Here is a 14,891-nt window from a genome sequence, read left to right on the forward strand (position 1 = left end):
CTGAGTGCTGTCCTGCCGAAGATGCTGCGTGCGTCTTGTTCGGCCTGTTCACCATGATCAGGCGGCGAGCGCGCGTGCATAGACATCCGCATAGCGGAAGCTGGGCCGGCGCCAGTCGAAGCGCTTGGCCATGGCATGGTCCCGCATCTGCCGGAACGCGCGCTTCGAGCGGAAGGCTTCGAGCGCGCGGGCGACGGCCCCGGTCAAGCCGGCGCCTGTGAGACTGGAGAACAGGAAGCCCGACAATCCGTCTTCGATCGTATCGACCAGCCCGCCGGTCCGGTAGGCGATCGGCAGCGCGCCGGAGCGTTGCGCATACATCTGGCTGAGCCCGCATGGCTCGAAGCGCGATGGCATCAGCAGGAAATCGCTGGCCGCGAACAGACGGCGGGCTTCGCCGTCGTCGAAGCCGATCCGCGCCGCAACGGCGCGGGGATATCGGCGCGCGAGCTTCTCTACGGCTTCCTCGATGCGCGGCTCGCCGCGCCCCGTCACAACGAGCTGGCCGCCCTGCTCCACAATCGTCTCGGCAGCCTCCAGCGACAGATCGATGCCCTTCTGATGGACCAGACGGGATACGATCGAGAAGAGCGGGCCGCGCGAGTCCGGCAGGTCAAATGTCCGGCGAATGTCGGCGGCGTTGCGCCGCTTCCATTGCCGGATGATCTGGTCTCCGGAGGGGCCGCCTTCGATCAAGGCATTCCAGCTATCGTCGATGCCGTTGACGATGCCGGTCAACCTGCCTTCCCCCATCCGCGTCTTGAGGAGGCCATCGAGGCCGCAGCCGTGCTCGGACGTGGTGATCTCGTTGGCATAGGTCTCGCTCACGGTGGTGACATGCGAGCCATAGAAGATGCCGCTCTTCAGGAACGAGATCTTGCCGTGGAATTCCGAGCCGTTGATGTTGAAAGCCTGATCGGGAATGCCCAGCAGCCGCATGCGCTGCGGATGATACAGGCCCTGATAAGCAAGATTGTGGATCGTCAGGATCGAGGGCGTCTCCAGCCCCTTCCAGCGCATGTAGCCGGGCGCAAGAGCAGACGGCCAGTCGTTGACATGGACGACGTCCGGCTTCCAGTTAGGGTCAGCCTCGCCGGCGGCGATCTCTGCGGCCGCGAGCGAGAGCCGCCCGAAGCGGATATCGTTGTCACCGAAATCGCCTCCGCCGAAGGGCCCATAGGGCGAGCCCTCGCGATCATAGAGCTCGTCGCAAAGTACGGTGTATACGATCAGGCCGTCGCTCATGGTGAAACGGCCGAGCGACCATGGCGGCAGGCTGGCGACGCGCGGCATCTGCCGGACGACGTCCATGGCGGGTTTGGCCTTGCGGACCTGGCGAAAGCCGGGCAGCAGGACGCGTACCTCGCAGAACTTCCGGAGTTGGCGGGGCAGCGCCGTCGAGACCTCGCCAAGGCCGCCGGCCTTGATGAAGTCGCCCATCTCGGACGTCACGAACAGCAGTTTTGTGGTCGCGGCGATCGGTGATGGCTGGTCGGCGATGTCGTCCTTGACGGCGGGGGCATAATGCAAAGCGTGGCCTGACGTAGCGGGGGCGCCTGCGATTTCGGCCAGCTTCAAAACATCTGTCATCGTCACGCCCTCGGCATCCCGCCAAGCACAACAGGTCCGCCGATCCCCGAGTTCCTGCCTCGCAGCGAAATATTTCAGGCAAGATCGGGGCCAGCGATCCGGAACTGCTGTTGCTGCAGCACGTTGCTGCCATCGCGACGGAAGCGAGACAGCCTCGTAGCGGCGATAACCCTTTCTAAACGCTGGGCACGAAGGTGCTGTGACATGACGGGAGCAAGACATGGCGGGTTTTGAGATCAAGGCCGGCCGGGCTTCCGAACTCGGCGCCGTGTTCGATGGCGAGGGAACCAACTTCGCTCTGTTCTCGGCCCATGCCGAGCGCGTCGAGTTGTGTTTGTTCGACGAGAGCGGAGCGAACGAAACTGCGCGCATCACTTTGCCGGAATACACGGACGAGATATTCCACGGCTACCTGCCGGGCGCGGGGCCGGGGCAGCGCTACGGCTATCGCGTCCATGGCCGTTTCGCCCCGGAGGAGGGGCATCGCTTCAACCCGAACAAGCTTCTGCTGGATCCGTATGCGCGGGAGTTTTCAGGAGCGGTCGACTGGAACGATGCGCATTACGGCTATGAGATTGGTGCTGGAGAAGACCGCGATCTCAGCTTCAGCGAACTCGACAGCGCCTCCTATATGCCGAAATGCGTTGTTGTGGACTGGCAAGCCGATCCGCAACGTCCCGGCGCGCCCGGTACCGGCTGGGACCGGGCCATCTTCTACGAAACGCATGTGCGCGGCTTCACGCAGCTGCACCCAGCTGTGCCCGAAGCCCGCCGCGGCACCTTCGACGGCCTCGCCGAGCCGGCCGTGATCGACTACATCAAGAGCCTTGGAGTCAGCACCGTCGAGCTCCTGCCAGTGCATGCCTATCTCGACGATCATCACCTCGTCGCCAAGGGCCTCTCCAACTATTGGGGCTACAACACAATCGGCTTTTTCGCGCCGATGCAACGTTATCTCGGCAGGGCGGGCCTCTCCTCCTTCCGGGACATGGTCCGCCGCTTCCATGACGCCGGGCTCGAGGTCGTCCTGGACGTCGTCTACAACCACACGGCCGAGGGCAACGAGCTTGGCCCGACACTGTCGTTCAAGGGGATCGACAACTTCTCCTATTACCGGACGATGTCGGGCGAGCCGCGCTATTACATCAACGACACCGGCACCGGGAATACCGTGAACACATCACATCCGCGCGTGCTGCAGATGGTGATGGATTCGCTGCGCTACTGGGTCGAGGTGATGGAGGTGGATGGCTTCCGCTTCGATCTCGGTACTATCCTCGGGCGCGAGCCGCACGGTTTCGATCCGCGTGGCGGCTTCTTCGACGCGATGGGGCAGGACCCCGTCCTGCGCAAGGTCAAGCTTGTGGGCGAGCCCTGGGACATCGGTCCGGGCGGCTATCAGGTCGGCGGCTTCCCGCCAGGCTGGGCCGAGTGGAACGACAAGTACCGCGATACGATCCGTGCCTATTGGAAGGGTGAGGAGGGGATCATCCGCGACCTCGCGGCGCGCATCACCGGATCAGGGGATGTCTACGACCAACGTGGCCGTCGGCCCTGGGCCAGCGTGAACTTCATCACCGCCCATGACGGCTTCACCCTGGCGGACCTCGTCTCCTACAACGACAAGCACAACGAGGCGAACGGCGAGGATAACAAGGATGGCCACGGCCATAACCTGTCCTTCAACCACGGCGCCGAGGGGCCGACCGAGGACGAAGGCATCCTTGCGGTGCGTCAGCGTCAGAAGCGCAATCTGCTGGCGACGCTGCTCTTGTCCCATGGCACGCCGATGCTGCTTGCCGGCGACGAGCACGGTCATTCCAACCGCGGCAACAACAATGTCTACGCCCAGGACAACGAGACTGCCTGGATGCGCTGGGACGAGATCACGCGGCGCGACGAGGCGCTCGCCGGCTTCGTCCGGCGCGTCATCGCCTTGCGCAACGAGCACCCGATTTTCAGGCGGGCGTCCTTCCGCGACGGCTGCCTGCTGCGCTGGGTCAACCCGTCTGGAGGCGACCAGCAGGAAGAGCACTGGGACGATCCCGGCGTGCTCGCGATCGGCCTGCTGATGCATATGCCGGATGTCGAGGCCGGCGGCGACGAGGCCCTGATCCTGTTCAACGCCTTTGACGGCGAGGTCGTGTTCAAGATACCGCCGCGGGTGAAGTCCGGTTCGTGGTCGGTCGTGCTGGATACGGAGACCGGCCCGAATTCGGACGAGGGCCGCAAGGGACTGAAGGCGGACCAGGAAATCTCACTTTCGCCGCGGTCCTTGATCGTGCTGATGTGATCAGACCTTCCGCCACAGCGCAACGCTGCGGGCGGGCAGCATACCCTCCATTCGGCCGTCGGAGGTGAATATCTGCTCCCATCGGCCGGCGGGAAGCGTGATCGCGGCCGCATGCATACTACGGTTGAGCGCGATCAGCAGGCTCTCGGTTGCGCCGTGCAGCAGCAAGCAGAAGGCATCGAGACCGGCCCAGTCCTGATCGGCGATCGCTGTCGCGTCGGCTTTCAGCCAGCGCGCATCCGGCGGCTCTCCCGTGCCGGTTAGAAAGATATCGGCGGCTAGAAGCGGGTGCCGGCGGCGCAGTGCGGCGAGCGCGGCGACCAGGGCGGTCAGTTCATCGTCTGCCCGCTCCCAGTCCAGCCAAGAGGTCGGATTGTCCTGTGCGTAGGCATTGTTGTTGCCGTGCTGGCTCCGCCCGAACTCGTCGCCCGCCGTCAACATCGGAATACCGCGTGACAGGAAGAGCGTCGCGAGTAGCGCTCGGACGTCGCGACCGCGCGCGGCTTCGATCGATGCGTCGCGCGTCGGGCCTTCGATGCCGCAGTTCCAGCTATGGCTGTCATCGTCGCCGTCGCGGTTCCCCTCGCCATTGGCCTCGTTGTGCTTGCGTTCGTAGGAGACGAGGTCGCGCAGCGTGAAGCCGTCATGGGCGGCGATGAAATTGATGCTGGCTTGCGGGCTGCGATGTTTGTTGGCGAAGAGGTCCGACGAGCCGGCCAGCCGCGTCGCCAGCGCGCCGGTCCCCCCGGCATCGCCGCGCCAGAAGCGGCGGACATCGTCGCGATAACGCCCGTTCCACTCGGCGAAAGGAGCGGGGAATTCGCCGAGGCGATATCCGCCGGGGCCGATATCCCAGGGCTCCGCGATCAGGATGGCTCGCGAGAGCTCCGGATCCTGCAGGATGGTGCCGAAAAGCGGTGCATCCTGCGTAAACCCCGCCTCGGTCCGACCCATCACCGTGCCGAGATCGAAGCGGAACCCGGCGATGCCGAGGCGCAGCCAGTGCCGCATCGCGTCCATCGCCAGACGCAGCACCGGAGCGCGATCGAGCGCGAGCGTGTGGCCGCAGCCGGTATCGTTGACGAGGCGGGCGGGATCGTCGGCGGCATGGCGGTAATAGACGGCATTGTCGAGGCCGCGCAGGCTGACTGTGCCGCCGAATTCATCGCTTTCGGCTGTGTGGTTCAGCACGATATCGAGGATCACGCCGATGCCGGCCTTGGCATAGGTGGCGCAGAGTGCTGCAAGATCGACCGGCCCGCCGGGCGCGAGCCGTGGGTCGAGCGCGAAGAAGTTAACGGGATTGTAGCCCCAGGCATTGGCGAGCCCGAGCGGCGGCAAGTGGCGCTCGTCCATCCAGGCGGCGACCGGCATCAGCTCGACATGGCTGACGCCGAGCTTCTGCAGATGGGCGATGACGGATGGTTCACGCAGGGCGACAAGTGTTCCCCGCAAAGGCGGCGGGACGGCCGGGTGGCGCATGCTGAAGGATCGGACGCCGAGCTCGTAGAGGAAGGTCGGCGGCGTCGGTTCGGAAGCCCGGACCTCGCCGGGGACGGGGAGGGGCTGCACGATGCAGCGCGGCACGAGCGCTGCTGTTTCCGCGCCATGGCGGGCGAGCGCTGGATCCCAGCGGAAGGGGCGATCGATCAGCGTCGCATAGGGGTCGACGAGCAGCTTCGTCGGGTCGAACCGATGGCCTCGCTCGGGCTGCCATGGCCCCTCGACGCGCAGGCCGTAGCGCATCCCCGCGCCGGCACCCTCCAGCAAGCCGTAATGGATGTCGCCATCACGGCAGGGCAGCGGCAGCGATGCCAGCTCCGTCTCGCCGGCCTCGTCGAAAATGCAGGCGAAGACGCGGGTGCCGTGGCGCGAGAAGACTGCGAAGCGGACTCCGTCCTCCACAAGGGACGCACCGATGATTAGCGGGCGCGCGCAGGGAATGATCCGCTGCATCGGAGCCAACGTCTCAACCTTCTCCCGGTGCCGCGGCGGGCAGATTCCAGATACGCTGCGCATATTCGCGGATGGCGCGGTCGGCGCTGAACCAGGCGCAATGCGCCGTATTGTTCACCGACATGCGCCACCGCCGCGCCTGATCCGCCCACAGGCTATCGATCCGCCGCTGGGTGAGGCGGTAGCTCTCGAAATCGTTGAGCACCATGAACCAGTCATTGGCGAGGATACCTTCCACGAGCCCGGCATAGCGGTCGCGATCGCGGGGGGAGTAGGCGCCGCCGGCGACCGCATCGAGCACGCCTTCGAGATGAGCCGAGGCATGGATGATGTCGGCGCTCGGGCGAGGATCGCGTCGCGCCGCCTCGACCTCTTCTGCCGTCATGCCGAAGATCGCGATGTTGTCTGCCCCGACACGCTCGCCGATCTCGATATTGGCGCCGTCGAGCGTGCCGATGGTGATGGCTCCATTCAGCGCGAATTTCATATTGCCGGTGCCGGACGCCTCCATGCCGGCCGTCGAGATCTGCTCCGACAGGTCGGCGGCCGGTATGATGGTCTCGGCGAGGCTGACATTGTAGTTCGGCAGGAACACCACCTTGAGCCGGTCTCGCGTCGTGATGTCGTTGTTCACAACCGCGGCGACGTCATTGATGAGATTGATGACAGATTTGGCGGTGGCGTAATTCGAGGCGGCCTTGCCGGCGAAGATTTTCACGCGCGGGGCCCAGTCGCGATAGGGCTCGGACCGAATGGCGTCGTAGAGCGCGATCGTCTCAAGGATGTTGAGCAGCTGGCGCTTGTATTCGTGGATGCGCTTGATCTGCACGTCGAAGAGCGCGGCGGGGTCGACGGTGACGCCGCAATCCTGCCGGATGATCGTCGCGAGCCTGAGCTTGTTCTCGCGCCGGATCGCGGCCAGCCGGTCGTGCACCGCGGCGTCGTCGGCGTGTTTTCCGAACTGGCGAATCAGCCCGATATCGTCCGCGACCTTGTCCCCGCAGGTTTCCTTGAGGAGGTTCGTCAGGCCGGGATTGGCGTTGAAAAGCCAGCGGCGCGGCGTGATGCCGTTGGTGACGTTCGTGATCCGGTCCGGGAAGACATGGTGCAGTGGCGCGAACACCGTCTCCTTCATCAGGTTCGAATGCAGGGCGGAGACGCCATTGACCTTGTGCGAGCCGACGAAGGCGAGATGCGCCATCCGGACCCGTCGCCCGTGATATTCGTCGATCAGTGAAAGCGCGGAGAGGTCGGCATCGGGCGCGTCGCGGCGGACGCCGTCGAGGAAGCGGGCATTGATGCCGAAGATGATCTGCATATGGCGCGGCAGGAGCCGCTCCATCAGCGCGACCGGCCAGGTTTCCAGCGCTTCCGGCAGGAGCGTGTGATTGGTGTAGGAGATCGTTGCCGTCGTGATCTCCCAGGCTCGCTCCCATTCGACCTCATGCTCGTCGATCAGCAACCGCATGAGCTCTGCGACCGCAAGCGAGGGATGGGTGTCGTTGAGTTGGATCGCGGCCTTCTCGGCGAGGTTGTTCAGCGTGCCGAACTGGCGATGGTGGCGCCGGACAAGATCCTGAAGCGAGGCGGAGGTGAAGAAGAACTCCTGCCGCAGGCGCAATTCCTGCCCGACCGGGGTCGAGTCGTTGGGATAGAGCACCTTCGATATCGCTTCGGCGCGGTTGCGCTCGGCGACAGCCCCGACTAGATCGCCCTGATTGAAGGCATCCAGCGATAGGGGATGCATCGCCCTTGCGCGCCAGAGCCGCAAGGTGTTGGCGGCGCGCCCCTGCCAGCCGACGACGGGCGTATCATAGGCGACAGCGAAGATGGTCTCCTCCGGTGCCCAAAACACCTGCCCGGGCTTCCCGCCCGCAGCCACGGTGCCGCCAAAGCCGATCTTGTAGGCGCTCTCGCGTCGTTCGAACTCCCAGGGATTGCGGAAGGACAGCCAATCCTCCGGCACTTCGATCTGACGGCCGCCGTCGATGCGCTGCTTGAACAGACCGTGATCGTAGCGGATGCCGTAGCCGAGAGCCGGCACGCCGGTCGAGGCCATGGCTTCCATGTAGCAGGCGGCGAGGCGGCCCAGGCCGCCGTTGCCGAGGGCGGCGTCAGGCTCGAGATTCTCGATCCCGGCCAAGTCGACATCGAGCTCGCGCAGTGCCTGCGCCATGGAACCGGTAAGGCCGAGATTGTTCAGCGTGTCGGCGAGCGAGCGCCCGATCAAAAACTCCAGGGAGAGGTAATAGACGCGCTTCCTGCCGGTGGCATAGCTCTCCCGGGTCGACTTCTGCCAGACATCGATGACGTGATCGCGAGCCGCGAGGATCGCCGCCGTCAGCCAGTCATGGGGCTGCGCGACCGCCGGGCTTTTCCCGAGCGAATAGGAGAGCTTGCGCACCACCTCCGCCTTGATGCGCTCGACCTGCTCGTCGGGCTCGTAATGAACAGAGGTCTCGCGAGAAAGAGCTGACAAAGGAAAGTCCCAGGCTGGAATCCGCATGGGCACGATCTCGTAATGCGGTGGCCACATCAAGGCTTGGCCTGACACGCCCGGAATGCACGGGGACCAGGGAACATGCGGAATAGTCCGGCGTTCCCACCTGTCGGGATCCGGAAACCTCTGAAATAGCTCAAACGCTGCCTGTCCTTCGGATGGGAACGAATTGGGCCATTCCGGACTTAACCGGTGCGACCCATGAGTGACATCGGTGAGACGATGGAGGCAACCCAGCGGCTCGCCCGGCGCGAGGGCACCGGAGTTCAACTCACGCCTGAGGCCGAGCGCGCGGTCCGGAATGGCGGGAAGCCGCCAGCGAGCTGAATATTGCGAAGCCGACGCTTGCCGCGAGGATGGCGGAACCATGCCGCCTCGAAGCCGGTTGCGCCGGGGTGCACTGAGGAGGTCCCGTCATGACGATCGAGCCGATTATCGCAGGAGGCAAGCGGAGCGCCCGGCGCGGTCGCCCAGTCGCAATCGAAGATCGTGAGCAATACGTGGCGGCGGCGCGGGCGTGCCAGTTGTCCGATTACCCGGAAGGCACCGCCGAAGCGATGGAGCTTGCCGCTTTGGTCGAAGCCATCCTGGTGTGGGAGCAATCCAATGCCGACGCGTTGCACTAGCCGAGGCTGAGATGGGCGATCTCAACGCGGACGAAGCGGTTCTCGTCAAACGCCTCGTCGAGATCATTGCGACCGAAGGTCTCGTTCATCCCCAACGGCTCGATCCCGGAGCGTCGCTGGAAGCTGATCTCGGGCTGTCGCTGGACGACCTCACCTTGATCGGGAATGCGGTCGAGCGCGAGTTCGATTGCGACATGGTTCCGGATGACGAGATGGAAGCCTGCCGCAGCGTCAGGCAACTCGTCGATCTGATCGTGGGGCGCATTGCGGCGAAGTCAGCGTCGGAACCGTCGCAGGGAGGCGGCTTCGGGAAACCTCCAGGATAGAGGGTGGCCTGAATGTTGGTTCGGCTATCCGCGCCAATGCGGTCGCCCCCGGGCCGATCTGGACGCCGCTCATTCCGTCGACCTTGCCGCCGGAGAGCGTCAGCCAATTCGGCAAGCAGGTCCCGATGCAGCGTCCCGGCCAGCCAGCCGAACTCGCGACGGCCTATGTCATGCTGGCTGATCCGCTTTCTAGCTATGTCTCGGGCGCGACCGTCGCCGTGACCGGCGGCCGGCCGATCATCTGAGGTCCACGGAAAAGACGAGGGCAGGCCTTTGGCCGAAAAGCTGCAAGCCTATCGCGCCAAGCGCGATTTCAGGAAGACCAAGGAGCCGAGCGACGCGATCGCGGTGGCTCCTTCAAACCGGCTGCGCTTCGTCATCCAGAAGCATGACGCAACGCGGCTGCATTACGACCTGCGCCTGGAGCTGGATGGCGTCTTCAAATCCTGGGCCGTGACCAGGGGGCCGTCGCTCGACCCCGGCGACAAGCGCCTCGCCGTCGAGGTCGAAGATCACCCGCTGGCCTATGGCGATTTCGAGGGGACGATCCCGAAGGGGCAATATGGCGGTGGCACCGTCCAGCTCTGGGATCGTGGCTACTGGGAGGCGGAGGGCAAGCTCAGTCCGCAGCGACAACTCGAAAAGGGCGACCTCAAGTTCACGCTCGATGGCAAGCGGTTGCAGGGCAGCTTCGTCTTGGTGCGCATGAAGCATGACCGCGACGGCGGCAAGCGCACTAACTGGCTCCTGATCAAGCATCGCGACGACCATGCGGTGGATTCCGATGGCGATGCGGTCCTGAAAGCCGATGCCTCGGTGGCCTCGGGTCGGACGATGAAGGCGATCGCGGCCGGGCGCGGCCGATCGCCCAAGCCTTTTCTGATGGCCGGGCAAGCCGTCGATGCCGATGCCGTCTGGGATAGCAAGCAGGGTCTGGCGGCGCAGGCGCGCGCAGGTAAGCCGGCACAACCCAAGGCTGCAGGTCGAGCCCCGAAAGCGCGCCGCGCTACAGCTGCCGACCTGCCGAATTTCATCGCGCCTCAGCTCTGCCGGAGCGTCGAGCGGCCGCCGGCGGGCAGCGGCTGGGTCCATGAGATCAAATTCGACGGCTATCGCATCCAGGCGCGTGTTGCTGCCGGCAAGGTCACATTGAAGACTCGCAAGGGGCTCGACTGGACGAGGAGGTTCGGGGCCGTGGCCAAGGCGTTCAAGGGCCTGCCGGACTGCGTCATCGACGGCGAGATCGTCGCGCTCGACGATCATGGCGCGCCGGATTTCGCCGCTTTGCAGGCGGCGCTATCCGAGGAGCAGACCGAAAACCTCGTCTTCTTCGCCTTCGATTTGCTGTTCCTCGACGGTGAGGACTGGCGCGAGAGACCTCTTCTCGCCCGCAAGCCAAGGCTGGAGGCACTGCTGGACGACGCGGCCGATGGCGCTACGCTGCGCTATGTCGAGCATTTCGAGACCGGCGGCGATGCCGTGTTGAAATCCGCGTGCCGCTTGTCTCTGGAGGGCATCGTCTCAAAGCGAGGCGATGCGCCCTACACTTCGGGTCGCAACGATAGCTGGACGAAAGCCAAATGCCGCGCCGGCCATGAGGTCGTCATCGGCGGCTGGGCGACCACGGCCGGTAAATTCCGCTCGCTGCTCGTCGGCGTCCATCGCGGTCCGCATTTCATCTATATCGGCCGGGTCGGCACGGGCTATGGCGCGGCCACGGTCGAGAAGCTGCTGCCGCACCTGAAAGAACGCGAGGCCAAGACCTCCCCGTTCACCGGCAAGGGCGCGCCCCGGCGAGCTTCGGGGGTGCATTGGGTCGAGCCCGTCCTCGTCGCCGAGATCGAATTTGCGGGCTGGACCGGCGACGGCATGGTTCGGCAGGCCGCCTTCAAAGGCTTGCGGGAGGACAAGCCGGCGGCGGAGGTCGAGACCGATTTGCCTGCGCCACCGGAGAAAGCAGAACCGCCCAAGCCCGCGCCGGGACGTGGCGGACGGATCGATATCCTGGGCGTGCCCCTGTCCAAGCCCGACAAGCCGCTCTGGCCCGATGCCGAGGATGGCAAGCCCGTCACGAAGCTCGACGTCGCCCGCTATTTCGAAGCCGTCGGGCCCTGGCTGCTACCGCATATCCAGGGCCGGCCCTGTTCGCTATTGCGGGCACCCGACGGGATCGAGGGCGAGGTCTTCTTCCAGCGCCATGCCGGCCTCGGCACTTCCAGCCTGTTCGAGCTGGTGAAGATTTCCGGTGACAGGAAATCCTATCTCCAGATCGACCGGATCGAGGCGCTGATCGCAACCGCCCAGATCGGCGGAATCGAGCTACATCCCTGGAATTGCCGGCCGGGCGAGCCGGAGGTTCCGGGGCGGTTGGTCTTCGACCTCGATCCGGGACCGGCCGTTCCTTTCGACGCCGTGATCGCGGCAGCCAAGACGATGAAGGAGCGGCTTGATGCTCTGGGCCTCGTCAGCTTCTGCAAGACCACCGGCGGCAAGGGACTGCATGTCGTGACCCCGCTGGCGAAGCCTCGCCGCGGCGGCCCGGACTGGCCGGCAGCTAAGGACTTCGCGCGCCGTCTCTGTGCGGATATCGCCGCGGACGAGCCGGAACGCTATGTCGTCAACATGGCCAAGCGCCTTCGCAAAGGGCGCATATTCCTCGACTATCTCCGCAACGACCGCATGGCGACGGCTGTTGCGCCCTTGTCGCCCCGCGCCCGACCGGGAGCGCACGCCTCGATGCCGCTGACCTGGCCGCAGGTGAAATCTGGGCTCGATCCCGCCCGCTACACCATCCGCACGGTTCCGAAGCTGCTAGGGGGAAACAAGGCCTGGGCGGATTATGAGGAAGCCGAGCGGCCTTTGGCGGATGCGATCAAAAAGCTCGGCCGCTCCTGATTGACGCCCCGCTGTGTCGGAACGGATCGGCAGCCGATGCGTTTCGCGTCCGATCGGAGAACCGTCCATGGCCCAGCATACATTTTGGAAAGGCTATCTCAAACTGTCGCTCGTGACCTGTCCGGTCGCGATGATGCCGGCGCGCTCCGAGAGCCAGAAAGTCCGCTTTCACACGCTCAACCGCAAGACAGGGCACCGCATCCAAAGCCGCTTCGTCGACGCCGTCACCGGCAAGCCGGTCGCCGATGCCGACGAGGTCAAAGGCTATCCCAAGGGGGATGACGACTACGTCATGCTCGAGGATGACGAGCTCGACGCCGTCGCGCTGGAGAGCACGCGCACAATCGATATCGAGCTGTTCGCGCCGCGCTCCTCCGTTGGCTGGATCTGGTACGACACGCCGCATTACCTCGTGCCGGACGGCAAGATCGGCGACGAAGCCTTCTCGGTTATCCGCGAGGCGATGAAGGCGACCAGGACGGTCGGTATCTCTCGCGTTGTCCTCTACCGGCGTGAGCGTGCCGTCCTGTTGGAGCCGCGCGACAGGGGCATTGTGTTATGGACCTTGCGCTATGGCGACGAAGTCCGCGACGAGAAGGATTATTTCGCTGATATCAAGAAGGCGAAACCCGAGCCCGACATGCGCGCGCTCATGGAGAAGCTGATCACCTCGCGCACGAAGGACTGGTCGCCGGAGCTTGCGCAGGATCCTGTCCAGGACGAACTGCTCGATCTCATCAAGGCCAAGCAGAAAGGCCGCAAGCCGGCCCGGAAAACCAAACATGCCGCCAACGAGGGCAATGTCATCAGCATCATGGATGCCCTCAAGCGCAGCCTGGAACCGCGGAAATGATCAGCTCGCCTTGCGCTGTGGCTCGGTCTCTGCGGCCGTCTTGCGGGCGGATTTTCGCTTCTTGGCGGGTTTGTCAGCCGATTTGCCATCGCCTTGACCGCTCTTGGCGCTCTGTCTGAGAGCATCGAGAAGATTGACCACCTTCGCCGGCTCCGGCCGCTTCACCGGCTTGATCTTGCGTCCTTCGATCTTCGCCTTGACCAGTTCCGCCAGCGCAGTCTCGTAGCGGTCGTCGAAAGCCTTGGGGTCGAAGCGGCCAGCTTTGGTGCGGATGATATGCTCGGCGAGTTCCAGCATCTCGCCTTCGATCTTTAACTTCGGGATGTCGTCGAAGGCGCTTTCCGCCGGACGGACCTCGTAATCGAAATTGAGAGTCGTCGCGATCATTCCGGCATCATGTGGCCGGATCAGAATCGAGCGCATCCGCCGGAAGATAACGGTGCGCGCCAGGGCCGCGCTCTCCCGGCTCGCCATGACGTCGCGAATCAGGGTGTAGGCCTCGGTCGCGATCGGCGTGCTCGGCGTCACGTAATAGGGTCGGTCGAAGAACAGGTCGTCGATCTCGTCGCAGGGCAGGAAGGTCGCGACGTCGAGGACCTTGTCGCTTTCTGGGGTTGCCTCGGCGATTTCATCCGGCTCGATCACGATGTAGTCGCCATCGCCGCGATCGTAGCCCTTGACCTGATCATCCTTCTCGACCGGCTTCCCTGTGACCTCATCGATGAACTGGCGATGCACTCGGTTGCCGGTCTTGCGATTCAGAGTGTGGAAGGAGATGCGCTCGCCGGTTGAGGCGGCAGTGTAAAGTGCCACCGGGCAGATGACTTCGGCGACCTTGAGGACGCCTTTCCAAATCGCGCGCGGCGCCATGTCGTCAGTCTCGCATCAGAGCGGGAAGTGCGGATGAAAAACCGTTCGTCTCAAGCGAAAGTTCCCGTGTCGAGCCGATCAACGGCTTATTTGCATCCGATCCTTGGCTTGTTATGCCTCTGCGAATTGGATTGCCAGGAACGCAATGGTATCCGAGCCGGGTAAGGCCAAGCTCAGGCGGCGGACGCCGATGTCATCGCATCGTCCGAAAGCGGGCCTTCAACGTCCTGGGTGGCGGCCGACCTCGCCATCGATCCAGCAAGCTATCTCGATTTCGCGGCCGACGAGATTGGTAAGCTCTTCTCAGGCTCCGGCTTGGCGATCCGCATCGACCGAAGGCTGAAGGCGATCGATGTCATCGACGTGCTCTCGGACCTCTTCATCCTGCGCGGTGTGCCGGAGCATATTCGTTCAGACAAAGGCCCCAAGTTCGTCGCCAAGGCCGTGCAGGGTTGGATCAGCGCGGTTGGCGCGAGACCGCCTACATCGCACCCGGCAGCCCCTGGGAGAACGGCTTCATCGAGTCGTTCAACGCCCGGCTCCGGGACGAGTTTCTCGATGGCGAGATCTTCTACACCCTCGCCGAGGCGAAGATCGCCGTCGAAAGTGGGCGGCGGCACTTCAACACCGTGCGCCCACACGGCTCGCTCGGTTACAAGCCTCCCGCGCCGGAGGTTCTCATCCCTCCATGACCGCGCGGGCGGCTGCGCAACCCGGGCCTGCTACGCCGCCCGCGCTGGCGCCCAGGCCAACCGTACATTAACAATCAAGCCGGACCTCTCGACGGGGCGGATCAGATCCCGGATCGGTGTCGTTCTGCGGCTTTTCCGAAATGAGGGTTCACTCTCGCGAAGTGAAGCTGTCTCGCAGTGACGATCCTGGCTTGCCCCCCGGAACCCGGCTGTCGAAAAATGCCCGGACGGCGCAGAGTAAGGTTCGACACATCCGGGATTGATCAGGTCGATGCGTCTGCAAGCAAGTC

The 14,891-nt window shown here is 64.4% G+C and carries 9 protein-coding genes and 2 pseudogenes; 7 read left to right on the forward strand and 4 right to left on the reverse strand.

Annotated features, from left to right (window positions below; all coding sequences use genetic code 11):
• Window positions 1-57: 57 nt before the first annotated feature.
• On the reverse strand, window positions 58-1,830 hold the full coding sequence (gene glgA / locus OCUBac02_RS04945; RefSeq protein ID WP_244639100.1) for a glycogen synthase GlgA: 1,773 nt from the start codon (window positions 1,828-1,830) through the stop codon (window positions 58-60).
• Here glgA and glgX (OCUBac02_RS04950) point away from each other — a divergent pair.
• Window positions 1,811-3,883, forward strand: coding sequence for a glycogen debranching protein GlgX (gene glgX / locus OCUBac02_RS04950; RefSeq protein WP_173043852.1), 2,073 nt, complete (start codon window positions 1,811-1,813; stop codon window positions 3,881-3,883). The genes glgA and glgX (OCUBac02_RS04950) overlap by 20 nt on opposite strands.
• On the opposite strand, the gene glgX (OCUBac02_RS04955) is transcribed toward glgX (OCUBac02_RS04950), so the two are convergent.
• On the reverse strand, window positions 3,884-5,839 hold the full coding sequence (gene glgX, locus OCUBac02_RS04955) for a glycogen debranching protein GlgX (protein ID WP_173043854.1): 1,956 nt from the start codon (window positions 5,837-5,839) through the stop codon (window positions 3,884-3,886).
• Between the two features lie 13 nt (window positions 5,840-5,852).
• The gene (locus tag OCUBac02_RS04960) at window positions 5,853-8,345 is read right to left on the reverse strand and encodes a glycogen/starch/alpha-glucan phosphorylase (RefSeq protein WP_173043856.1); all 2,493 of its coding nucleotides are present in this window, start codon (window positions 8,343-8,345) and stop codon (window positions 5,853-5,855) included.
• A 410-nt stretch (window positions 8,346-8,755) separates the two neighbouring features.
• Between OCUBac02_RS04960 and OCUBac02_RS04965 the strand changes: the two genes are divergently transcribed.
• The 5 genes and pseudogenes from OCUBac02_RS04965 to ku (OCUBac02_RS04985) all read left to right on the forward strand — a co-directional run bounded on the left by OCUBac02_RS04965 (window position 8,756) and on the right by ku (OCUBac02_RS04985) (window position 13,039).
• A complete protein-coding gene (locus OCUBac02_RS04965; protein WP_173043858.1) occupies window positions 8,756-8,965 on the forward strand; it encodes a hypothetical protein in 210 nt (69 codons plus the stop codon).
• 11 nt (window positions 8,966-8,976) lie between these two features.
• Window positions 8,977-9,291 carry an acyl carrier protein gene (locus OCUBac02_RS27600; protein WP_047578576.1) on the forward strand — a complete coding sequence of 105 codons (315 nt, stop codon included), beginning with the start codon at window positions 8,977-8,979 and terminating at the stop codon, window positions 9,289-9,291.
• A 26-nt stretch (window positions 9,292-9,317) separates the two neighbouring features.
• Window positions 9,318-9,536, forward strand: a pseudogene (locus OCUBac02_RS04975) (SDR family oxidoreductase); the annotation flags it as partial.
• A gap of 28 nt (window positions 9,537-9,564) precedes the next feature.
• Window positions 9,565-12,186, forward strand: a complete 2,622-nt coding sequence (gene ligD, locus OCUBac02_RS04980) for a DNA ligase D (protein WP_173043862.1) — start codon at window positions 9,565-9,567, stop codon at window positions 12,184-12,186.
• Window positions 12,187-12,253: 67 nt separating this feature from the next.
• Entirely contained in the window at window positions 12,254-13,039 is a 786-nt protein-coding gene (gene ku / locus OCUBac02_RS04985) for a non-homologous end joining protein Ku (protein ID WP_173043864.1), read from the forward strand.
• On the opposite strand, the gene ku (OCUBac02_RS04990) is transcribed toward ku (OCUBac02_RS04985), so the two are convergent.
• Complete coding sequence (gene ku, locus OCUBac02_RS04990) at window positions 13,040-13,909, reverse strand: non-homologous end joining protein Ku (protein ID WP_173043866.1); 870 nt, start codon at window positions 13,907-13,909, stop codon at window positions 13,040-13,042.
• A 315-nt stretch (window positions 13,910-14,224) separates the two neighbouring features.
• On the opposite strand from ku (OCUBac02_RS04990), the pseudogene OCUBac02_RS04995 reads away from it, so the two are divergent.
• Window positions 14,225-14,672 (forward strand): annotated as a pseudogene (locus tag OCUBac02_RS04995) (integrase core domain-containing protein); the annotation flags it as partial.
• Window positions 14,673-14,891: the final 219 nt, after the last annotated feature.

Origin of the sequence: Bosea sp. ANAM02, from assembly GCF_011764485.1 — a bacterium.
Lineage (GTDB): Bacteria > Pseudomonadota > Alphaproteobacteria > Rhizobiales > Beijerinckiaceae > Allobosea.